This is a genomic window from Microbacterium jejuense (assembly GCF_039544225.1).
GTDB classification, from domain to species: domain Bacteria; phylum Actinomycetota; class Actinomycetes; order Actinomycetales; family Microbacteriaceae; genus Microbacterium; species Microbacterium jejuense.
In genome coordinates, this window is record NZ_BAABLG010000001.1 from 213,629 (window position 1) to 234,375 (window position 20,747).

The 20,747-nt window shown below is 71.9% G+C and carries 21 protein-coding genes and 1 tRNA gene; 4 read left to right on the plus strand and 18 right to left on the minus strand.

The window, feature by feature from the left end; all coding sequences use genetic code 11:
• The first annotated feature begins 81 nt into the window (after positions 1 to 81).
• A complete protein-coding gene (locus ABEA46_RS00985; protein ID WP_345542443.1) occupies positions 82 to 501 on the plus strand; it encodes a hypothetical protein in 420 nt (139 codons plus the stop codon).
• A gap of 44 nt (positions 502 to 545) precedes the next feature.
• Here ABEA46_RS00985 and ABEA46_RS00990 read toward each other — a convergent pair.
• Together ABEA46_RS00990 and ABEA46_RS00995 are read right to left on the minus strand one after the other, a co-directional pair.
• A tRNA-Gly gene (locus ABEA46_RS00990) sits at positions 546 to 619 on the minus strand.
• 103 nt (positions 620 to 722) lie between these two features.
• Positions 723 to 1,325, minus strand: coding sequence for an HAD-IA family hydrolase (locus ABEA46_RS00995; protein WP_345542444.1), 603 nt, complete (start codon positions 1,323 to 1,325; stop codon positions 723 to 725).
• Between the two features lie 156 nt (positions 1,326 to 1,481).
• Between ABEA46_RS00995 and dcd the strand changes: the two genes are divergently transcribed.
• A complete protein-coding gene (gene dcd / locus ABEA46_RS01000; protein WP_345542446.1) occupies positions 1,482 to 2,087 on the plus strand; it encodes a dCTP deaminase in 606 nt (201 codons plus the stop codon).
• A gap of 3 nt (positions 2,088 to 2,090) precedes the next feature.
• Here the strand turns inward: dcd and ABEA46_RS01005 are convergent, their stop codons facing one another.
• Together ABEA46_RS01005 and ABEA46_RS01010 are read right to left on the minus strand one after the other, a co-directional pair.
• Positions 2,091 to 2,945, minus strand: a complete 855-nt coding sequence (locus tag ABEA46_RS01005) for a hypothetical protein (RefSeq protein WP_345542447.1) — start codon at positions 2,943 to 2,945, stop codon at positions 2,091 to 2,093.
• 35 nt (positions 2,946 to 2,980) lie between these two features.
• Positions 2,981 to 3,886 (minus strand): hypothetical protein, encoded by a 906-nt coding sequence (locus ABEA46_RS01010; protein ID WP_345542448.1) that lies wholly within the window; start codon positions 3,884 to 3,886, stop codon positions 2,981 to 2,983.
• Positions 3,887 to 4,071: 185 nt separating this feature from the next.
• Here ABEA46_RS01010 and ABEA46_RS01015 point away from each other — a divergent pair, with 185 nt between their 5' ends.
• Positions 4,072 to 4,722 (plus strand): PadR family transcriptional regulator, encoded by a 651-nt coding sequence (locus ABEA46_RS01015; RefSeq protein ID WP_345542449.1) that lies wholly within the window; start codon positions 4,072 to 4,074, stop codon positions 4,720 to 4,722.
• A 12-nt stretch (positions 4,723 to 4,734) separates the two neighbouring features.
• Here the strand turns inward: ABEA46_RS01015 and ABEA46_RS01020 are convergent, their stop codons facing one another.
• From ABEA46_RS01020 to ABEA46_RS01080, 13 genes are all read right to left on the minus strand, one after another.
• On the minus strand, positions 4,735 to 5,688 hold the full coding sequence (locus ABEA46_RS01020; RefSeq protein WP_345542450.1) for an NAD(P)/FAD-dependent oxidoreductase: 954 nt from the start codon (positions 5,686 to 5,688) through the stop codon (positions 4,735 to 4,737).
• Entirely contained in the window at positions 5,681 to 6,010 is a 330-nt protein-coding gene (gene fdxA, locus ABEA46_RS01025) for a ferredoxin (protein ID WP_345542451.1), read from the minus strand. The genes ABEA46_RS01020 and fdxA overlap by 8 nt, the downstream gene beginning before the upstream one ends.
• On the minus strand, positions 6,007 to 7,407 hold the full coding sequence (locus tag ABEA46_RS01030; RefSeq protein ID WP_345542452.1) for an FAD-dependent oxidoreductase: 1,401 nt from the start codon (positions 7,405 to 7,407) through the stop codon (positions 6,007 to 6,009). The genes fdxA and ABEA46_RS01030 overlap by 4 nt, the downstream gene beginning before the upstream one ends.
• Entirely contained in the window at positions 7,404 to 8,210 is an 807-nt protein-coding gene (gene cobA / locus ABEA46_RS01035) for a uroporphyrinogen-III C-methyltransferase (protein ID WP_345542454.1), read from the minus strand. Before cobA ends, ABEA46_RS01030 begins: the two co-directional genes overlap by 4 nt.
• Positions 8,207 to 9,181: an ABC transporter permease gene (locus ABEA46_RS01040; protein ID WP_345542455.1), complete on the minus strand. Its 975-nt coding sequence runs from the start codon at positions 9,179 to 9,181 to the stop codon at positions 8,207 to 8,209. The genes cobA and ABEA46_RS01040 overlap by 4 nt, the downstream gene beginning before the upstream one ends.
• The gene (locus tag ABEA46_RS01045) at positions 9,171 to 10,049 is read right to left on the minus strand and encodes an ABC transporter ATP-binding protein (protein WP_345542456.1); all 879 of its coding nucleotides are present in this window, start codon (positions 10,047 to 10,049) and stop codon (positions 9,171 to 9,173) included. The genes ABEA46_RS01040 and ABEA46_RS01045 overlap by 11 nt, the downstream gene beginning before the upstream one ends.
• Positions 10,050 to 10,054: 5 nt before the next feature.
• Complete coding sequence (locus tag ABEA46_RS01050) at positions 10,055 to 11,143, minus strand: ABC transporter substrate-binding protein (RefSeq protein WP_345542457.1); 1,089 nt, start codon at positions 11,141 to 11,143, stop codon at positions 10,055 to 10,057.
• A gap of 54 nt (positions 11,144 to 11,197) precedes the next feature.
• On the minus strand, positions 11,198 to 12,508 hold the full coding sequence (locus ABEA46_RS01055) for a sulfate adenylyltransferase subunit 1 (protein WP_345542458.1): 1,311 nt from the start codon (positions 12,506 to 12,508) through the stop codon (positions 11,198 to 11,200).
• Positions 12,508 to 13,428 (minus strand): sulfate adenylyltransferase subunit CysD, encoded by a 921-nt coding sequence (gene cysD, locus ABEA46_RS01060; RefSeq protein WP_345542459.1) that lies wholly within the window; start codon positions 13,426 to 13,428, stop codon positions 12,508 to 12,510. The genes ABEA46_RS01055 and cysD overlap by 1 nt, the downstream gene beginning before the upstream one ends.
• Complete coding sequence (locus tag ABEA46_RS01065; protein WP_345542460.1) at positions 13,425 to 14,168, minus strand: phosphoadenylyl-sulfate reductase; 744 nt, start codon at positions 14,166 to 14,168, stop codon at positions 13,425 to 13,427. Before ABEA46_RS01065 ends, cysD begins: the two co-directional genes overlap by 4 nt.
• A complete protein-coding gene (locus tag ABEA46_RS01070; protein ID WP_345542461.1) occupies positions 14,165 to 15,949 on the minus strand; it encodes a nitrite/sulfite reductase in 1,785 nt (594 codons plus the stop codon). The genes ABEA46_RS01065 and ABEA46_RS01070 overlap by 4 nt, the downstream gene beginning before the upstream one ends.
• A 105-nt stretch (positions 15,950 to 16,054) precedes the next feature.
• Positions 16,055 to 16,747, minus strand: a complete 693-nt coding sequence (locus tag ABEA46_RS01075) for a sirohydrochlorin chelatase (RefSeq protein WP_345542462.1) — start codon at positions 16,745 to 16,747, stop codon at positions 16,055 to 16,057.
• A 142-nt stretch (positions 16,748 to 16,889) separates the two neighbouring features.
• On the minus strand, positions 16,890 to 17,750 hold the full coding sequence (locus tag ABEA46_RS01080) for a MarR family winged helix-turn-helix transcriptional regulator (protein WP_345542463.1): 861 nt from the start codon (positions 17,748 to 17,750) through the stop codon (positions 16,890 to 16,892).
• A gap of 117 nt (positions 17,751 to 17,867) precedes the next feature.
• Between ABEA46_RS01080 and ABEA46_RS01085 the strand changes: the two genes are divergently transcribed.
• Positions 17,868 to 18,509, plus strand: coding sequence for a MarR family winged helix-turn-helix transcriptional regulator (locus tag ABEA46_RS01085; RefSeq protein ID WP_345542464.1), 642 nt, complete (start codon positions 17,868 to 17,870; stop codon positions 18,507 to 18,509).
• 18 nt (positions 18,510 to 18,527) lie between these two features.
• Here ABEA46_RS01085 and ABEA46_RS01090 read toward each other — a convergent pair whose 3' ends face one another.
• Positions 18,528 to 20,636: a vWA domain-containing protein gene (locus ABEA46_RS01090; RefSeq protein WP_345542465.1), complete on the minus strand. Its 2,109-nt coding sequence runs from the start codon at positions 20,634 to 20,636 to the stop codon at positions 18,528 to 18,530.
• Positions 20,637 to 20,747: the final 111 nt, after the last annotated feature.

Here is a 20,747-nt window from a genome sequence, read left to right on the forward strand (position 1 = left end):
GGTGCGGGTGAATCCCCGGCGTCGCCCGGATCGACGTCGCGCCTTCCGCGCACGGGGTGCGAGCGTCGATAGGTTCAGGTCGTGACTTCGCACCCCCGCACCGCGTCCCTGCTCGGCGAGTGGAAAGGAGAGGAGGAGCTCTTCGCGACGGCCTGGACGGCGGCCGGTGCCGCGCAGGGCTCGATCGTCGTGCGACCCGGGCCGGACGGCATCCATCTCGACTACGCCGAGATCCGCGATGGCGGGCGCCTCGACGCGCACGCCGTCGTCGCCGGCGCGGGGTTCTGGTGGTTCGACTCGTACGGGTTCGTGCCTGAGGCCCCGGGAACAGCGGAGTGGGACGGCGAGACGCTCGTCCTCGACCGGCGCTCCGACCGCGGTCGCACCGTGATGCGCCTGCGCGCCGACGCCGGCCGGCTGGCCCTCGAGCTCGACACCGCGGTCCCCGCCGGCGCCGACCTCGCTCCGCTCGTCCGCGGCGCGTACAGCCGGGTGGGCTGACTCCACCGCACACGAAGAAGTCCCCTCTGACGAGGGGGCTTCGGTGGAGGGGCTGACGGGAATCGAACCCGCGCTGTCTGCTTGGGAAGCAGAAGTTCTGCCATTGAACTACAGCCCCGAGGCCTTGCATCAATCTACACGAAGCGGGCGGACGCATCCGCGCGCGCCCCGCGCGGGTCAGCGGAGTTCGCTCCGGAACTGACCGAGCCGTGGAGCATCACTCAGCGGCGAGCGACGCGCTCGCCGGCCAGCACGACCCCGTACCGCTCGAGGATGTCGAGCAGCTTCGGGAGCCCTTCGCGGTGAGTCCAGCATTCCGCGTTAAGGCCGGCGCGTCGTGCACCGTCGACGTTCGCCGGCAGATCGTCGAGGAAGAGCAGCCGCTCCGGTGCGAGTTCCAGATCTGTCGCGATGTACTCGAAGAACGCAGGCTCCGGCTTTGCCACACCGACGTCGCACGAGTAGTACGCGCCGTCGAGGACGTCGTCATAGGGCGCCTTGTCTCGCATGCAGGCGGCGCGATAGGCATCCTGGTTCGTGGCGAGATAGCAGCGCGTTCCTGCGGCCCTGACCTGCGAAACGGTCGTCAAGGACGGAACCAGCACATCGAACGTCCACCACACCGAGAGGACGTCGTCGATGCGGTCGCCGAGGCCGACCGCTTCGGCCGCTCGTCGAATGGCAGCCTCGTCGATCGGGGCACCGCTCAGCGCGCCGGGAAACTGCGCGACCACCGTGGTGGCCAGTCCCCACACCTCCGGGGGAGTGTGTTGAAGCACACCGTCGGCATCCCACAGCACGGCGTCGACCGACGGGCTGGACATGAAGGACCTCCTGGTCGGCTGGTGAGCGGCGCACTCCGAGGCGCCCGCTTCCGAACGGAAGCGACGTCCCCAGGATGGTGGGGGATCCGTCACCCGTGCAACAGCGGTCCGCTTGCCGGGCGACGCCCGCTCCGCCGGCCCCGATAGGCTGGCCCCGTGCTGCTGAGTGACCGCGACATCCGACTCGAGATCGACGCGGGGCGCATCGGGCTCGACCCGTGGGAGCCCGCGATGGTGCAGCCGTCGAGCGTCGACGTGCGTCTGGACCGCTACTTCCGCCTGTTCGACAACCACAAGTACCCCTTCATCGACCCGGCCGAGGATCAGCCCGAGCTGACCCGCCTCATCGAGGTCGATCCCGACGAGCCGTTCATCCTGCACCCGGGCGAGTTCGCGCTCGGGTCGACGTTCGAGCAGATCACGCTGCCCGACGACGTCGCGGCGCGGCTGGAGGGCAAGTCGTCCCTCGGCAGACTGGGCCTGCTGACCCACTCGACCGCGGGCTTCATCGACCCGGGTTTCACCGGTCACGTCACGCTCGAGCTGTCGAACGTCGCGACGCTGCCCATCAAGCTGTGGCCGGGCATGAAGATCGGCCAGGTCTGCTACTTCCGCCTGTCGTCGCCGGCCGAGAACCCGTACGGCTCCGGCCCCTATGGCAACCGGTATCAGGGTCAGCGCGGGCCGACGGCATCCCGGTCGTTCCAGAACTTCCACCGCACCGACGTGGGGATCCTGGATGCCGGCAGCCGAGGCGCCTGAACCTCAGGGGGTCGGCGTCGACGACGGCCTGCCGGTGACCGGCGCCTTCGCGTAGATGTGCACCTGTTCGCCCTCCAGCACGAACTGCAGGGCGGTGCCGACGGCGAACGCGTCGCGCAGATTCCTCGGCGACTCCTCTGTCACGGCCAGCGCCGCGGTCGCCGGGAACGGGCCCGACCCGCAGCTTACCGAGCCGACAGTGCCGCCTTCTTCGGCGGTGCTCGCCACGACGTACATGCAGATCTCGCTGGGGTCCAGGCCGAACCCCTGCGGAAAGCTCACCACCGACAGCCCGTGGAACTCGTCGAACAGCACGCCGCCTGCCGGCCTGTCGCCGAACGTCGACGGCCATGTGCCGTCCTTGTCGACCGAGAGCGTCGCGACCTTGCCCGACGTCACCGACTGCACCGTGAGCGTCAGGCCCACGCCCAGCAGCACGGCCGCGACGAGCGACATGATCCACAGCGCCGGCGTCCGCCGGAACCACGGCTTCGCGGCGGGCTCCGCGTCCTGCTCCGCCGGCTCGGACGAAGGGATGCCGTCCTCCGGCGCGGCGGGGGCGTCCGTCGCACCCCCCGCAAACGCCGGGTCGGTGTCGGCGAGATACGCCTCGAGCGGGTGAGGCTCAGGCTCCGGGGCCGTCGGGTCGGCGGCATCCACCGTGTCCTCGAACACCGCGAACGGCGAGGGGTCATCCGCGGCGGCCGGCTCGGGCTCGCGCCCCTGCGCCTCGAGCTGCTGAAGCCGGGCGAGAGCTGCGGGATCGTCGTGGATGTCGGCGTCGGGCCCGTACGCGCGCGCCCGCAGCGCGCGCAGCTCGTCGTGCGGAGGGTCGGTCGGGTCGCTCGGCGTGGACATCGAACCCATCCTGCCTCACCGCGCAGCCCCGCGGCTCACGGCGTCTGCTGGACGAAGCCGGGCCCTTTCGCGTAGACGTGGACCTCATCGCCGATCAGCACGAACTGCAGCGCCGCGCCCTCGCCGAACGCGTCGCGCAGCTCCTTGGGCGCCTGCCGGCCGACCACCAGCGAGGCACTGGCCGGGAAGGGGCCGGCGCCGCACGCGCCCCCGCCGTAGTAGATGTTGCCGTCGGTGCCGCTGAACACCGTCAGGCACGGCACCGGATCCTGCCCCGTCACCCCGGTGTCCTGCGTCTGCGCCAGCACCGACATCCCGTGGAAGGGCGTGAAGATCCGGGACCCCTCGGTCTGGGCGCCCCACATCTCGGTCGGCCACTCCCCGTCGGGATCGACCGACAGCACCGCGACATGGCCCGAGTCGATGCTCTGCATCCAGGCGGCCAGCCCCGCGCCTACGAGCAGGGCGGCGACCACGGACGCCGCCCACAGCACCGGCACCCGCCGCCACCATGGCCGCCGCGCCGGCGAGGCGGGATCGGGGACGCCGTCCTCCGGCGCCGGTGCGACGGCCGGGGCGTCCGTACCCGGTGCGCCGTCGAGCGGCGGCATCGTGGCCGGCCGAGCGCCCAGGCCGGCAGCGACGGCCGCGGGGGCGACAGGCTCGGGAGGGGCAGGCTCGGGGCCCGCATACTCGGGTGCGGACGGCGCGGGTCCGGACGGCGCGGAGTCCGCCCGGAGGATCGGGCCGACGGCATCCACCGGCTCCGCCCCGACGGGCGACGCGGACGGGTCCACGGCATACGCGGCGCGCTCGAGGTCTTCGAGCTCGACGAGGCGGGCGAGCGCCGCCGGATCGTCGGCGATGTCGGCGTCGGGGCCGTACGCGCGGGCGCGGAGCGCGCGAAGTTCGTCCTGTGGAGAGTCGGTCGGCGTTGACATCGGACCCATCCTGCCCGAACGGTGATTCCTGTGCGGCGGGCGGCCCCCAAGACGCGCCCGCCGCAGCGGCGATCGCGGGCCCCCACAGCCGGTCACGCCGATTGTTACTGCAATTTGCAGTATAGAGTCGAATCAGTGTTCGCGCGCTACTGTTTCTTGTCCGCCCCACGGAATGAGGACACGCCTTGCCCGACCGCGATCTCTCGACGACGGGATACCTCACCCTCGGCCTGCTCGCCGCGCACGACTGGTCGGCGTACCAGCTCGCCGAACAGCTGGGCCGCGGCGTCGCGGAGCTGTGGCCGTCGGCCGACCGGGGGCGGTACGCCGTGCTCAACCGCCTCGCCGAGCTGGCGTACGTCGACACCCGCCTGGAGCACACCGGCAAGCGCGCTCGCACGATCTACACGATCACCTCGTCGGGGCGTGAGGCGCTGGCCGCGTGGCTTCGCACGCCACCGCGGCCGCCCAGCGTCGAGTTCGAAGGAATGGTGCGCGTGCTGCTCGCCGACCAGGGCTCGCTCGACGACCTGCGGGGGACGCTCCAGCAGACCCGAGAGAGTGCGCTGGCCAACCGCGACATGTTCGCGCGCTACGCGGCGTACATCAGTGCCACCGGCGGCACGTTCCCCGAGCGCCGCCACCTGTTCGCCCTCGCGAACACGTTCATGATCGGTCACTACGACCACATCCTGCGGTGGACGGAATGGGCCGAGCAGCAGATCGCGGACTGGCCTGACACCGTGACCCCTGCGACAGCCAACGAGGCCCAGGTGCGCGACATGCTGACGCCCGGCCGCGAGGTCTGGGAGCACGACCACCCCGGCGACGCCTGACACCGTCGCCCGTCAGTGGGCGGTGCGGACGCCGATCAGGTCGTGCACGAGGACGGCCGCAGCGCGGGCGCCTTGGCCCGCGGCGACGATGAGCTGCTGCGGACCGGGAGAGGCGGCATCCCCCGCGGAGTACAGGCCGGTGACCGAGGTGCGTCCGGAGCGGTCGGTGACGAGATTGCCGAACGGGTCGTGGTCGAGCTCGATGCCGCCGAGGAAGTCGAGCGCCGGGTGCCACCGCGGACGCACGAAGCCGCCGTCGATCTCGATGCGCGTGCCGTCCACGAGGCGCACGGCCGACACGTCGCCGCGGTCGCCCTCGAGATCGTCGATGCGGCGGCGCTCGACGACGATCCCGGATGCGGCGAGCTCGGCCTCCTCGACCGTGTCGACGGCGTCCGAGCCGTTCGTGAAGACGGTGAGGCGGTCGGTCCAGCGCGCGATCAGTCGTGCGCGGGAGGCGAGGTCGGGGGTCTCGCCGATGAGCGCGAGCGGGCGGTCCTGCAGCTCCCACGCGTCGCACGCGGCGCAGCTGAACATCGTCATGCCGTAGAAGGCGCGCAGACTCGGGATGTCGGGCAGCGTCTCGCGCAGCCCCGTCGCCACGAGCACCGAGCGCGCCGAGACGGCGGGAGGGATGCCGGCGCCCCGGCCGTTGAGCGCCGCGAGGAAGCGGCGGCCCTCGCCGCAATCGCGCTGCTGCAGGGCCGTGACGACCGTGCGATCGAGGATGCGGACGTTCGGGTACGCGGCGAGCTCGGCGCGGGCGAGCTTGCGCAGCTCGAGCGGCGGCACGCCGTCGCGCGTGAGGAACCCGTGCGAGCGCAGCGTCGCGGCGTTGCGCGGACGCCCGGCGTCGACGAGCACCACCGACGCGCGGGCACGCCCGAGGTTGAGGGCGGCCGACAGCCCGGCGGGCCCGCCGCCCACGATGACGACGTCGACCTCGGTCGTGGGTGCGTCAGTCATGACCCTCTCCTTGCGGCGGCAGGGCGGCGATGACCGGGTGGTCCTTCGCGAAGACGCCCGACTTGGCGGCGCCGCCGGGCGAGCCGATGTCGTCGAAGAACTCGACGTTGGCCTTGTAGTAGTCCTGCCACTCGTCGGGCAGGTCGTCCTCGTAGTAGATCGCCTCGACCGGGCACACCGGCTCGCAGGCGCCGCAGTCCACGCACTCGTCGGGGTGGATGTACAGCGAGCGATCACCCTCGTAGATGCAGTCCACCGGACACTCGTCGATGCAGGCGCGGTCCTTCACATCGACGCACGGGAGCGCGATGACGTAGGTCACAGGACGAGCGCTCCGCGCGAGATCTGCACCTGCTCGTCGCGGGGCACGACCTTGACGCGCTCGCGCGTGTGCTCGTGGCCCGCCCCCAGCTCGCGCTCGTGCGCGTCGAGGGCGAGCCAGCCGTCCCAGGTCGTGAAGGCCACTTCGCGCTCGTCGAGCAGGGCCAGCACGTCGCCGTCCACGGTGGGCGCCGACAGGCGTCCGGCCTCGACGTCGGCCACGAGATGCGCGATGGTCTCCATCGCGTCGGACTTCGTGTGGCCGATGAGGCCCACCGGGCCGCGCTTGATCCAACCTGTGGCGTACAGGCCGGCGATCACCGGGGCGTCCTCGTCGCCTGTGGTGGCGGCATCCTTCACGCGTCCCTCGACGTTCGAGACGACACCCGCGCGCACGTCGAACGGCGCGTCGATGACCGGCGAGCCGTAGTACCCGACCGCGCGGTAGACCTGCTGCACGGCGAACTCGCGGTGCTCGCCGGTGCCGCGGACCTTGCCGTCGCCCACCGGCTCGTTGCGCTCGAAGCGGATGCCGCTCACGCCGGTCTCGGGCGAGCCGAGCACCTCGACGGGCGAGTGGTAGAAGTGCAGGTGCAGGCGGCGGCTCGCGCCGGTGGACTCGCGCGTGCGCCAGCTGTTCAGGATGCGCAGCATGACTTTGAGCTGGTTGTTCGTCGCGTTCGCGGGATCGGCGTCGACGAAGTCCTCGTCGTGCACGACGATGTCGACGTCCGGTACCTCGCCGAGCTCGCGCAGCTCAATGGGCGTGAACTTGATGTCGCCGGGGCCGCGGCGGCCGAACACGTGCACGTCGGTGACGGCCGAGGACTCCAGACCGGCGAGCACGTTGTCGGCGATCTCGGTGGGGCGCAGGTCCACCGCGTGCTTCGCGAGCACACGGGCGACGTCCAGCGCCACGTTGCCGTTGCCGATGACCGCGACCTCGCGCTGGTCGAGCGGCCACTCGGTGGGCACGTCGGGGTGGCCGTCGTACCAGGCCACGAAGTCCGCGGCGCCGAACGAGCGCGGCAGGTCGATGCCGGGGATGTCGAGCGCCGCGTCGCGGATGGCGCCCGTCGCGAGGATCACGGCGTCGTAGCGCTCCTGCAGCTCGTCGATCGAGATGTCGCGGCCGACCTCGACGTTGCCGATGAAGCGCGTGGTGCCGGCATCCAGCATCTCGTGCAGCGAGTTCACGATGCCCTTGATGCGGGGGTGGTCGGGCGCGACGCCGTAGCGGATCAGGCCGTAGGGCGCGGGGAGCGACTCGAACAGGTCGATCGCGACGGTCCCCCCGGCTTCGACGACCGCGTTGGTCAGGATGTTGCCGGCGTAGATGCCGGCCGGGCCGGCGCCGACGATCGCGACGCGGAGGGACTGCAGGTTCGACGAGGTCACGAGAGAGGGGCCTTCCGGATCAGGGGATCGAAGTCTTCGAGTGCGAGGGTCGCGAGCTCGGCGGGCGCGTACGGGCTCAGCCGCACGACGTCGCCGACGACCACGACCGCGGGGGAGCGCACGCCGCGGGCGGCGGCCTGGTGCGCGATGGTCGAGAGGGTGCCGACGGTCACGCGCTGGCCTTCGCCGTAGCCGTCCTCGACGATCGCGACGGGGCAGTCCGCGCCGCGCTCGCCGCGGGCCAGGGTCATCGCCGAGTTGGCGAGCGTGCCGACCCCCATGAGCAGCACGACGGTGTGGTCGCGGCCGCCGCCGAGCGCCTCGATCTGGTCGTGCGCGGTGGCGACGGTGAAGGCCGTCGCGACACCGCGATGGGTGAGGGGGATGCCGGCGACCGCCGGCACCGAGACAGCACTGGTGATGCCGGGCACGACCTCGACGACGACGCCGGCCGCGTGGCACGCGAGCAGCTCTTCGCCGCCGCGGCCGAACACGTAAGGGTCGCCGCCCTTGAGGCGCACGACGGTCTTGCCGTCGAGGGCGAGCTGCACGAGCAGGGCGTTGATCGCGTCCTGCGGCACCGCGTGGTGGCCGGGGCGCTTGCCGACGTCGACGACCTCGGCGTGCAGCTCCACGCCGTCGGCGGCGAGCCCGTCGAGCACGGAGCGGGCGCCGAGGCGGTCGGCGACGATCACATCCGCCGCCTCCAGCGCGCGCAGCCCCTTGAGCGTCAGCAGGCCCGCGTCGCCGGGGCCGGCCCCGACGAGCCAGACCTTGCCGGTGGGGGTGGTCGGGTCGGTCATCGTGCGCCTCCCGTGACGAGGAGCCCGCGGCGCTTGAGCATGCGGCGCTCAAGGGGGCCGAAGAAGACGAGCTCGATGAGGATGCCGATGGCGAGGATCACCAGGATCGTGCCGAGCACACCGGCGAGGTCGGCGAGCTCGCGCGACTGCTGCAGCATCGAACCGAGGCCGAACCCGATCGTGCCGCCCATCGCGATGATCTCGGCGGCCATGAGCGAGCGCCACGAGAACGCCCAGCCCTGCTTGAGCCCGGCGAGGTAGCCGGGGAGCGCGGCGGGCAGGATCACGGCGGTCGCGAGCTGCCAGCGCGAAGCGCCCAGCACGGTGCCCACGCGCCGCAGCTGCGGCGGCACCTGGTCGATGCCGGCGATGAGGCCGTTGACGATCGACGGGATCGCGCCCATCAGGATCACGAAGTACACGGTGGCGTCCGACAGTCCGAACCAGATGATCGCCGCGGGCACCCAGGCCACCGAGGGCAGCACCTGCAGGCCCGAGATGATGGGGCCCACCGCGCGGCGGACCGGGCGCACCTCGGCCAGCAGCAGGCCGATGGGCGTACCCACGACGATCGCGATGAGGAAGCCGATGATGCCGCGCTCGAGGCTCGTCGTCACCGCCTGCTGCAGGCGGCCCGACTCCCACGCGTCGCCGAGCGCCGCCGCGACGTCGGCCGGACCCGGCACGATGTCGGGGCGCGGGTGGGCGATGACGATGTAGAGCTGCCACACCACGATGAGAAGGATCACGAAGACGACCGGGGGAAGCACGCTCGACGCGAAGCGGCGCCACCGGCCGGGGCCGGTGTCGGCGTCGGTCTGGAGCTTGTCGAGGCCTGAGGCGAGGCTGCGGAGGTCGCTCTCGTCCGTCGTCGAGCGAGCGAAGCGAGACGAAGCGTCGTCAATCGACTCAGGGCGTTTCGTCTCGTCGCTGCGCTCCTCGCTCAACGACCGGGTCAGTTCACGCGGCATTGCGGCGGATCTCCTTGCGCAGCTGGTCGGTGATCTCCACCGACAGGGCGGCGACCTCGGGCGACTCGATGCGGCGGCCGGTGGTCTTGGCGATCTGCCACTGCTGGACGATGCGTCCGGGGCGGCTGCCCATGAGCACGACGCGCTGCCCCAGGCGGGCGGCCTCGCGCACGTTGTGGGTGACGAACACGATGGTGCGGCCGGTCGCGCGCCACACGCGCTCCAGCTCCTCGTGCAGCAGGTCGCGGGTGATGGCGTCCAGCGCCGCGAACGGCTCGTCCATCAGCAGCACCGGGCGGTCCTGCGCGAGGGCGCGCGCCAGCGCCACGCGCTGGCGCATTCCTCCCGAGAGCTCGTGCGGACGCTTGTCTGCGGCATCCGCGAGATTCACCGCGTCGAGCAGCGACAGGGCCTTCTCGCCGCGCTCGGCGCGCGGCACGCCGCGCAGGCGCAGCGCCAGCTCGACGTTGCGCCGTGCCGTGAGCCACGGCATGAGCGCCGACTCCTGGAACATCACGGCCGAGCCGCCGGCGGGCGTCTCGATGTGCCCCGCCGAGGGCTTGTCGAGCCCGGCGATGAGGTTCAGCAGCGTGGACTTGCCGCATCCCGATGCGCCCAGCAGGCACACGAACTCGCCTGGCGCGATGTCGAGCGACACGTCGTCGAGCACGACCGGGCCGGTTCCGAACCGCTTGGACACGCCGTCGATGCGCACGGCGGGGGCGGATGCCGGAGCCGCCGCCGCAACCGGTGCGACGCCGTCGAAGCTCGGGCCGAGCAGGTTCACGGGCTTGTCGTCCGAAGCGGGGGCGCCGGCCTCCGGGGCCGCGCTGGCGGACCCGGAGGCGGAAGCGGGAGCGGAGCTCATGGGTGTCAGTCCTCGCCGAGCCCCGCGGCCGAGACGGTGTCTTCGCCCTCGGCCTTGAGCTGCTCGTTGAGCAGGCGCAGGTCGAACAGCCCGTCGATCGAGCCCTTCTTCTGCGTGCCCGCGTCGACGCCGTTCTGCACGAGAGTCTCGAAGGTGTCGGCGACCGGGTCGACCGAGAAGGTCACGTGCTCGAGGGCGCGCTCGATGACCGCGTCGTCGAGCGGCTTGCCGGTCTCTTTCTCGATCGCGTCGTTGATCACGGCGGGCGCCTCGTCGGGGTTGTCGGCGATCCACTTCACCGCGGCCTCGTGGCCCTTCAGCAGCTCGGCGACCACGTCGGGGTGCTCGTCGAGGAACTGCTTGCGCACGAGCAGCACCGTCGTCGGGAAGGCGCCGTCGTCCCACAGATCGGCCTCGTCCTGCAGCACGTGGGCGCCGGCGTCGATGATGAGCCGCGAGACCCACGGCTCGGGCAGCCACGCGCCGTCGAGCTGGCCCTGCTGGAACAGCGTCAGCGTCTGCGCGTTCTCGGTCGGGGTGACGTGCACGTCGCCGCCGCCGGCGGTGTCGGTCTCGTAGCCCTCGTCGCCGAGCCACTTGCGCAGCGCCACGTCCTGCGTGTTGCCCAGCTGCGGCGACGCCAGCGTGGTGCCGTCGAGGTCTTCGGGCGAATCGATGCCGTCGCGCACGACGAGTGCCGCGCCGCCGACCGCCGCGCCCGCGACGATGCGCGCGGACTCGCCGCCTGACTGGATGAACGTGTTGATCGACGGGTTCGGGCCGATGTAGGTCGCGTCGATCGCGCCGGCCGACAGTGCCTCGATGGCGGCCGGACCGGCGTTGAACACCTGGGTCGTGACCGTGACGTCGTCGCCGAGCGCGTCAGCGAACAGGCCTTCGGACAGGCCGACGAGCGCCGGGGCGTGGGTGACGTTGGCGAAGTAGCCGAGGCGCACCTCGCTGACCGAGGGCGCATCGGAGGTGGCGCCGGCGGCGGGCTTGTCGTCCGCGGCGGCGGAGGCGCAGCCGGCCATCATCGCCGCTACGAGTCCCAGGGTTGTGAGTGCTGTCGTCGTGCGGATGATCTTGTTCACGGTGTCGCCTCCTTAGGTCGGGTGGTGCTCATCGGGGTGCGTGTGCGACGGGGATCAGTCGCGCACGATGCCGGCGGCGAGCGTGGCGCCGTCGGACGGGTGGATCACGAGGAACGAGCCCCCGTGGCGGCTGGTGCGGTACGGCTCCAGCGGCAGGTCGGCCGCCAGGCGCAGCCGCACGCGGCCGATGTCGTTGGTCTGCAGGTTCTGCGCCGGCTCGTGGGTCAGCGCGTCGAGGTCGTAGCGCGACTCGATCTGCGCGACGATCGCCTGGACCGTCGCGGTGCCGTGCTTGACGAGGACCCGGATGCCGGGGGTCAGTGCCCGTGCGTCCAGCTGGAACAGCTCGGCGTCGACCTCGCGCTGCGCGACCGGCAGTGTGCCCGCCGCGACCACGAGGGCACCGCGGGCGGCGTCGATGTCGGCGTCGAACTCGAGCGACACGGACTGCGGCGCGCTGGCCTCGGCGACCTCGACACCGGCCGAGCGGATGCCGCTCACGGTGGCCGCGGTGCCGGCGGGAAACAGCTCGACCCGGTCGCCGATGCGGACGACGCCGCTGGAGATGCGGCCGGCGACGGCGCGATAGTCGCGCAGCCGCTCGGCCTCGTCGGGGGCGATGTCGGGCGCGAGACCGCCCTGTGGGCGCAGCACCAGCTGAACGGGCAGGCGCAGCGGCTCGAGCTCCTGCTCCAGCTCGTCGGCCGCGGGCAGGGTCTCGAGCAGCTCGAGCAGGGCCGGACCGGTGTACCAGGGGGTGCGCTCCGAGCGCTCGACGATGTTGTCGCCCTCCAGTGCCGAGACGGGCAGCACGTGCAGACCGTCGATGCCGAGCTCGGCGGCGACGGCCTCGGCCTGCGCGGCGACGTCGGCGAAGGCATCCGCCGAGAAGTCGATGAGGTCGATCTTGTTGACCGCCACGATGACGTGGGGCACGCGCAGCAGGGCCACCACGGCGAGGTGCCGCTTGGTCTGCTCGAGCACGCCCTTGCGGCCGTCGACCAGCACGATCACGGCGTCGGCGGTTGTCGCGCCGGTGACCATGTTGCGCGTGTACTGCACGTGGCCCGGGCAGTCGGCGAGGATGAACGACCGCGCCCCGGTGGAGAAGTAGCGGTAGGCGACGTCGATCGTGATGCCCTGCTCGCGCTCGGCGCGCAGTCCGTCGGTCAGCAGTGCGAAGTCGAACTCGCCGTGCGCGAAGCCGCGGTCGGCCGAGGTGCGGGCGACCTGCTCGAGCTGGTCGGCGAGGATCGCCTTCGAGTCGTGCAGCAGCCGGCCGACCAGGGTCGACTTGCCGTCGTCGACGGAGCCCGCCGTCGCGAAGCGGAACAGCGTGGGGGTGGCGGTGAGCGTCGCGGTCATCAGAAGTACCCGTCCTTCTTGCGATCCTCCATGGCCGCCTCGCTGAGGCGGTCGTCGGCGCGGGTCGCGCCGCGCTCGGTGAGGGTGGAGACAGCGACCTCGGCGACGATCGCGGCGAGGTCGGCGGCATCCGATTCCACTGCTCCGGTGCAGCTCATGTCGCCGACGGTGCGGTAGCGCACAGTGCGCACCTGGACGGCCTCGTCCTCGCGCGGCGGCGAGAAGGGTCCGACCGGGCGCCACATGCCGTCGCGCTCGTACACCTCGCGGTCGTGCGCGAAGTACAGCGGCGGCAGCGCGATGCCCTCGCGCTCGATGTAACGCCAGACGTCGAGCTCGGTCCAGTTCGAGATCGGGAACGCGCGCACGTGCTGCCCCGGGGTGTGGCGGCCGTTGTACAGGCTCCAGAGCTCTGGGCGCTGGTTGCGCGGATCCCACTGCCCGAACTCGTCGCGCAGCGAGATGATGCGCTCCTTGGCGCGCGCCTTGTCCTCGTCGCGGCGGGCGCCGCCGAACACGGCGTCGTGGCGCCCGGCGGCGATCGCGTCCAGCAGCGGCAGCGTCTGCAGCGGGTTGCGGGTGCCGTCGGCGCGCTCCTGCAGCCGGCCGTCGTCGATGTAGTCCTGCACGCGGGCCACTTCGAGACGGATGCCCAGGCGCGCGACGGTCTCGTCGCGGAAGGCCAGCACCTCGGGGAAGTTGTGGCCGGTGTCGACGTGCAGCACCGGGAACGGCACCTTGCCGGGCGCGAATGCCTTGGTGGCCAGGTGCAGCACCAGGACGGAGTCCTTGCCGCCCGAGAAGAGCAGCACGGGCCGCTCGAACTCGGCGACGACCTCGCGGATGACATGGATGGCCTCGGCCTCGAGCAGGTCGAGCGTCGACAGCGCCGTGGCCGGGGCGGTGGTCGAGAGGGTCATACGTGCAGCCCGCATTCCGTCTTCGAGGATCCGGCCCAGCGGCCGGATCGGGGGTCTTCGCCGGCGGCGACCGGCTTGGTGCACGGCTCGCAGCCGATCGAGGGGTAGCCGAAGCCGACCAGCAGGTTCACCGGCGCCTTGTGCTCGGCGGCGTACTCGAGCACGTCGTCGAAGCTCCACGCGGCGACCGGGTTGACCTTGACGAGGCCGTTGCGCTCGTCCCACGTCACCAGCGGCGTGTTGGTGCGGGTGGGCGCCTCGTCGCGACGGACGCCCGTGAACCACACCTCGTATCCGCCGAGCGCGTCCTGCAGGGGCGCCACCTTGCGGCGCGCGCAGCACAGGCCCGGGTCGCGCTCGAAGAGCTTGGCGCCGAACTCGGCGTCCTGCTCGGCGACGGTCTGGTCCGGCGTGATGTCGACGATCCGCACGTCGAGCGCGCGCTGCACCTCGTCGCGTGTCGCGTAGGTCTCGGTGAAGTGGTAGCCGGTGTCGAGGAACAGCACGTCGACGCCGGGCAGCTGCTCGGCCACGACGTGGGGCAGCGCGGCGTCGGCCATCGAGCAGGCGACGGCGGCGGCATCCACCGAGAAGTTGCGGGCGACCCACGCGACGACCTCGGCGGCCGACGCCTCGTGGTCGGTGAGGCTGCCGAGCTCGAGGTTGCCCTGCTCGGCGAGGGCTTTGAGCTCCTCGTGCGAGCGCTTCGTCTGCACCCGCGGTGCGAGCGACACGGTCACTGGAGCGCCTCCTCGTCGGCGCGGTGGGCCCACTGGGCGAAGGTCTCACCAGATGCCGTGTCCCGATCCGCGATGAAGCGGGTCACGACGCGCTCGACGTAGTCGGCGATGCCGTCGGCGGCCACCTTGAGGCCGCGGACGGTGCGGCCGAGGCCCGGGTCGTCGCGATCCTGTGAGGCGAGACCGCCGCCCAGGTGCACCTGGTAGCCGGGCACCTGCTCGCCGTCGATCGTGACGAGCTGGCCCTTCAGTCCGATGTCGGCGGTCTGGATACGGGCGCACGAGTTGGGGCAGCCGTTGACGTGGAGAGAGATCGGATGCGGCAGCTCGAAGCCCTTGAGGCGCTCTTCGAGGTCGAGCACGGCGGCCGTCGCGTTGACCTTGGTCTCGACGATCGCGAGCTTGCAGAACTCGATGCCGGTGCACGCGATCGTGCCGCGGCGGATGAGGCTCGGACGCGCCTGCAGGCCCAGCTCGTCGAGCTCGGCGATGAGCGGCTCGACGTGCTCTTCGGGCACATCGAGGATCACGATCTTCTGGTGCGGCGTGGTGCGCAGCCGCGCCGACCCGTGCGCCTCGGCGATCTCGGCGAGGCGGGTCAGCGTCTCACCGCTCACCCGGCCGACGATCGGGGTCACGCCCACGTAGAAGCGGCCGTCCTTCTGACGGTGCACGCCGACGTGGTCGCCGGGGGTCGCGGGGCGGGGCGCGGCGGGGCCGTCGGCCAGCGCGTAGCCGAGGTACTCGTCCTGCAGCACCTGGCGGAACTTCTCGGTGCCCCACTCGGCCAGCAGGAACTTCAGGCGCGCCTTGTTGCGCAGACGGCGGTAGCCGTAGTCGCGGAAGATCTGGGTGACGCCGTGCCAGGCATCCACCACCTGATCCGGCCGGACGAACGCACCCAGGCGCTCGCCGAGGCGCGGGGTGGTCGACAGTGCGCCGCCGACCCACAGGTCGTAGCCGACACCCAGCTCGGGGTGCTCGACGGCGACGAACGCGACATCGTTGATCTCGTGCACGACGTCCTGGCTGGGGTGACCGGTGATGGCGGTCTTGAACTTGCGGGGCAGGTTCGACAGCGTGGGGTCGCCGATGAACCGGCGCGAGATCTCTTCGATCTGCGGCGTCGGGTCGAGCAGCTCGTCCGCGGCGATGCCGGCGACCGGCGAGCCGAGGATCACGCGCGGCACGTCGCCGCACGCCTCGGTGGTGCGCAGGCCCACAGCCTCGAGGCGGCGCCAGATCTCGGGCACGTCCTCGACGCGGATCCAGTGCAACTGGATGTTCTGCCGGTCGGTGATGTCGGCCGTGCCGCGGGCGAAGTCGGTCGAGATGCCGCCGATGACGCGGAGCTGGCCGGTCGTCAGCTGCCCGCCGTCGATGCGCACGCGGAACATGAAGTACTCGTCCTCGAGCTCTTCGGGGGTGAGCGTCGCGGTGCGGCCGCCGTCGATGCCGGGCTTGCGCTGAGTGTAGAGGCCCCACACGCGGAACCGGCCGTGCAGGTCGGTCGGATCGATGCTGTGGAAGCCGCCCTTCGAATACACGTTCTCGATGCGTTCGCGCACGCTCAGGCCGTCGTCGACCTGCTTCCACTCCTCATTGCCGTTGAGGGGCGTCTTGCCGTCGATCTTCCACTGCCCGTTGGGCTTGGACGACGGCCGCGGCGGGCGCACGGCCGCGCGCGGGCGCTCCGCGCTGTGCGGTTCGGTGTCGCTGATGGTCACGGTGCCTCCGGGCTGGAACCCGGGGCGCCCCGGGCGGGACTCTACCGAGTCCATTCCGTGAGGCTAGAAGCGGTCGGCGCGTCGACCTACCTGGATGTCAAGCGGCGTTAACCGACGTAATCGGGCGTCACACAGTTGCAGCGCAGCGCCTTTGTGGACTCAGTCCGACAAACCGGCGGCGCGGTTGTAGCGATCCACCACGAGGTCGACGAGGGCTGCCGGCGGCTCATCGCTCCCGAGCAGCGGCGGTGCGACGGGGGCGGAGCCTGACAGCTTCACCGCGAGGTCGTGGAAGTACCCGGGCGCCAGCAGGTAGTCGGCGACGACCACCCGGTCGCCGGCCGCCGCGACCGCGACGTCCAGGCGCGGGTCGGCCGCGGCGAGGAAGCCGACGGACACCTCGCGGCCCAGCAGCTCTCCGAGCAGGCGGGCTGTCACGCGGCAGTCCTCGTTGGCGCGGTCGTCGCTGGAGCCGGCGACGGCGAGCACGAGCGCGTCGTCGTGCCGCGGTGCGACGACGGCCAGCCTCGTGGCGAGCGCATCGACCAGGCGGGGGTCGGGTCCGAGCGCCGGTGCGATCGTGACGTCGTCGCGTCCTGCCGACTGCCGGATCAGGTCGACCCGCACGTGGTAGCCGGCCGACAGCAGCAGGGGGACGATGACGACGGGGGTTCCCGCCGGGACCGCGTCGAGGGATGCCGCCACATCCGGCTGCTGGACGTCCACGTGCCCGAGGCGCACGATCGTGCCGGGAAGCCGGGCGGCGACGGCGTCCACGAGGGAGGCCACGGCGGCCTGCCCGGCGGGCGAGGACGTGCCGTGCGAGATCGCGAGCAGAGCAGGACGGGTCACGCCCCCATCATGCCCGCCGCGTGTGTCGAGCGGATGACGGCGGGTGCGGCATCCATTCATCTCTTTTGTGTCCCCGCTTCCGTTCGCTCGACGGATGTCTTGCGAACGAAAGCGGGACACGGAGGGCAGGGGATGCCCCACCTCAGGCGTCGCGGTCCTCGCGACCGCGGGCGAACCCGGCGTCGAAGCCGCGCTCGTACGCCTCCTGCGCACGGCGCCCGCCCCCGTGCCCGCGGTGGCCGCGGTGACCGTGGTCGCCGTGGTGCGGGTGGTCGTGGTGACCGTCGCCGTGGTGCGGGTGGTCGTGCCCTTCGCCGTGCTCGCCGCCGCCGTAGCCGTAGCCGCGCATCGGCTCGTCGTCGCGATCGGCCGGACGGCCGGGGCGACCCGGGCCGAAGCCGCGGTGACGGTTGGGGCCGAAGCCGTAGCGCAGCGCGGGGTCGAAGCCCGCGCCGAACTTCTGGCCGAAGCCGGGGGCGAAGTCGGGGCCGAAGCCCGGAGCGCCGAACGGCGGGCGGCCGAATCCGGGGCGGCCGAATCCGGGGTGTCCGAAGCCGCGCTCGGCGGCGGTGGCCTCGTCCCAGCCCAGCTCGCGGGCGATCGCCTCGAGCGAACCGGTCAGCTGCGCGTACGCGTCGTCCCCGATCGCGCCCGACACCCGGGAACGGATGCCGTCGACGATCGCGCCGATGCGCTCCTTCTCGGTGCGGCCGAGGTCGGTGAGCTCCCACGTGCCGTCGCCCTTCTCGAGCACCCAGCCGCGGTCTTCGAGCGAGCGCAGACGCTTGCTCTTGCGCGCGATGCGCTCGGCGAGACCGGGGGCGTCGACGTCGCCCGACAGCACGTTCAGCAGCATCCAGTCGCGACGCGAGACGCCCTCGGCGTCCAGCGCCTCGGCGAAGGCGTGCGTGATCAGGCCGTCGACAGTCCGCAGCCAGTAGCCGAGGGGTCGAGGGGCGCGGGGTGTGTCGGTGCTCTCTTCGTTCTGATTCATGTCGTCCATGAGAAGTCCTTTCGATGGCGGCCGGCAGGTCCGGCCGCGGATTACATGTCGTTATGCATGTACATGCAGTGTGACATGCACTTGGAGTCCATGTCAAGTCACATGTAAATTGGATGCATGCCGTCCGCACCCGACGATCCCTCCGACGCCATCGCCGCAGCCCTCGCCCGGTTGCGCGGGCGCCGGATGCCCCGGCCGCCGTGGACCGACGTCCCGGGCCCGCACGGCGCCGGCCCTCACGCGCACGGCCGCGGCGGCCCTCACGGCGCAGGACCGCACGGCGGCGCACACGGCGTTCACGGGGCGCAGGGGTTCGACGCCGACGGCGCGGAGGCGTTCCCCGGCCGCGGCGGTGGGTGGGGTCGCGGCATGCCCGGTGGTCACGGCGGACCGCCGTGGGCAGGCGGCGGCGGACGCTTCGGCGGTCCCGCGCGCATGCGGCTGCTCGAGGCGGTGGCCGCGGCATCCCACCCCCTCTCGGTGGGCGAGATCGCCGAGGCCGTCGGGGTGGATCAGCCGCGCGCGTCGCGGCTCGTGCAGCAGTCGGTCGAACTGGGGCTCGTGCGACGCGAGGCCGACCCCGACGACGCCCGCCGCACGCGGGTCGCGTTGACGGATGCCGGCACCCGCCTGGTGCGGGGATTCCGGGGTGAGCGGCGCGAGGCGATCGACGCCGCGCTCGCCGCCTTCACCGACGCCGAGCGCGCCGAGCTCGCGCGCCTGCTGACGAAGCTCGCGGACTCCTGGCCCGGCGCCTGACGCGGCGGGCCGGCGGCGTCAGAAGCTCGTGACGAGGTCGCCGAGCACGGCCTCGAGCTTCGACGGGTCGGTCGCGTCGTAGTAGTGCGCACCCGTCGCGCTCGAGATCGACTGCAGCGTGGGCACGTCGGCGTCGGCGCCGTAGGCCAGCGTGAAGATCAGCACCGGTGTCGCGTGGTGCATGTCTTTGAGGTCGGCGATCATCTGGTCGGCGCCGATGGTCGCCGCGTTCGGGGTGTCGTTCTTGCCGTCGCTGAGCAGCACGATGGCGTTGATGTGGTCGCTCGACCAGGTGGACGCCTGCTGCTTCGCGAACTCGTCGACCGCCTGGTACAGCGGGGTGTCACCCATCGACGTGATGCCGTTCAGCGCGCTCAGGAACCCGTCGCGCGACGTGCCGATATCGCCGACCGGCGCCACCAGCCCCGGCACCATCGCGCCGTCGGGCGCCTGCGCGAATCCGGCGAGGCCGACGTCGTCGCCCGTGGTGAAGTGGCCGAGCGCCGCCTCGATCGCCTTGCGCGCCTGCGTCAGCTTGGTGTCGGCCGGCGAGATCGCCTCGTCCATCGAGCCTGACACGTCGAGCAGGAACAGCACGTTCGCACGCTTGCGGACGTCGGGGAACGACGCCTGGACGGCCGTCACCACGTCGGCGCCGGGGAATGAGAGCGCCGTCGTGAGGTCGTCGGAGAGCTGGCCGACCTTCTGCACGCTCTGGTCGAGCGCACGGTTGAGGTCGCGGTAGCCGCTCGAGCGCACCACGGACTGGCCCTGCGCAGTGAGCGCGTAGCGGATGAAGTCGGCGGCGGCCTCGGACTCGACAGGGTCGATCCACGCGCCCTTCAGGCGCATCGCGGGGTTGTCGGCGGCGAAGTAGCCGTCGGTCGGGTAGATCGGCACCAGCTGCTCGGTCGGCGGCTCGGCCTGCGTGCGGGTGATGCCGTCACGGCTCGTGATGCCGCGGTTGTAGTCCCACACCGACTTCTCGTCGACGATGACGGCCGACAGGAAGTCGGCGGACGAACCGGATGCCTCGGCCTGGCGCGCGTGCCACAGGAAGTGCTCGGGAGTGGCCATGTAGTGGCTCGTCGAGGTCTCGTTCTCGTGGACGGTGGCCTGCACCGCGGGGTCTTCGACCTCGGCCGCGGTGAGCTCGTCGATGGAGCCCGCGGCGGTGCCGTACGAGGCGAACATGGCAGCCTCGCCGGAGGTGGCGACCAGGGGGCTCGTCTTGCCGAGCTTGAAGGCTCCCCATTCGGGGTGGCCCAGGCCGCTCCACAGATCGGCGTCGCCGGCGGCTTCGAACACCTCGGACCAGCTCGGCGCCTCGGACGACCAGCCGATCGCCTGCGCCAGCGGCTTGGGCATCGCGAGCACGATGTTCGAGACGGCGACGCTCGTGCCGTCATTGCCGAGCGCGGTCGCGCCTTCGGACTGTGCCACGTCGACCCAGGTCGACGAGTCCGGCAGCCACACCGTGGGCTTCTGGTCGTCGGGGGAGTTGGGGAAGCCGGTCGCGACCACCGCGGCGGCGGCGCCGGACTTCTCCTTGCTCGAGGTGACGGTGACGCACGAGCCGGCGACGTTGCGGGGCTGGGCGTTGTAGGCCTCGGCGAGGTTCTCGACCATCTCGGCGTTCTCGTACGAGGCGAGCACACGGACGGTGACGCAGGGCTCGGCGCCGGCGCTCGCGGCGGGCTCGTCCTGCGCGAAGGTGATGGGCTTGACGGCGGCGGGCGCGGCCGGCGGCGGATCGGCCGAGGCCGGGCTCGTCCCGGCGAGGTTCGAGACGATCGCGTACGACACGGTGCCGATCGACCCGACGAGCACGACGATGCCGGCGACGGTGGTCCACAGCACGATCTGCTTGCGGCGCTTACGGCGCCGTTCACGCCGCTCGTCCATCGCGGTCGGCCGGCCGGGCTTGGACGCGGAGGACGCAGAGGCGATTGCGCCCGCGGATGCGGCGGAGCCCGGGGATGCGGCCGATGTCGCGGCGCCGGATGCTGCCGCCGCGGGCGTCGGATCACCGGCCGGAGGGGTCGGCAACGCTGCCGTCGGGGGCGGGGAGGACTGGCCGCGGCGAGGTCCGGGCGCGTCCTCGTCGCCGCGCGTGCGATCGCGCATTGAGGCTTCCTCGAGGTCGGTCAGGCCGTGAGGCCGATCGGGGGGGTTCTACCGGCCGGGTTGTCCGGTAAAGCCACAGCCTAACCAGGAACGTGCCGGGAGGCGAGTGAG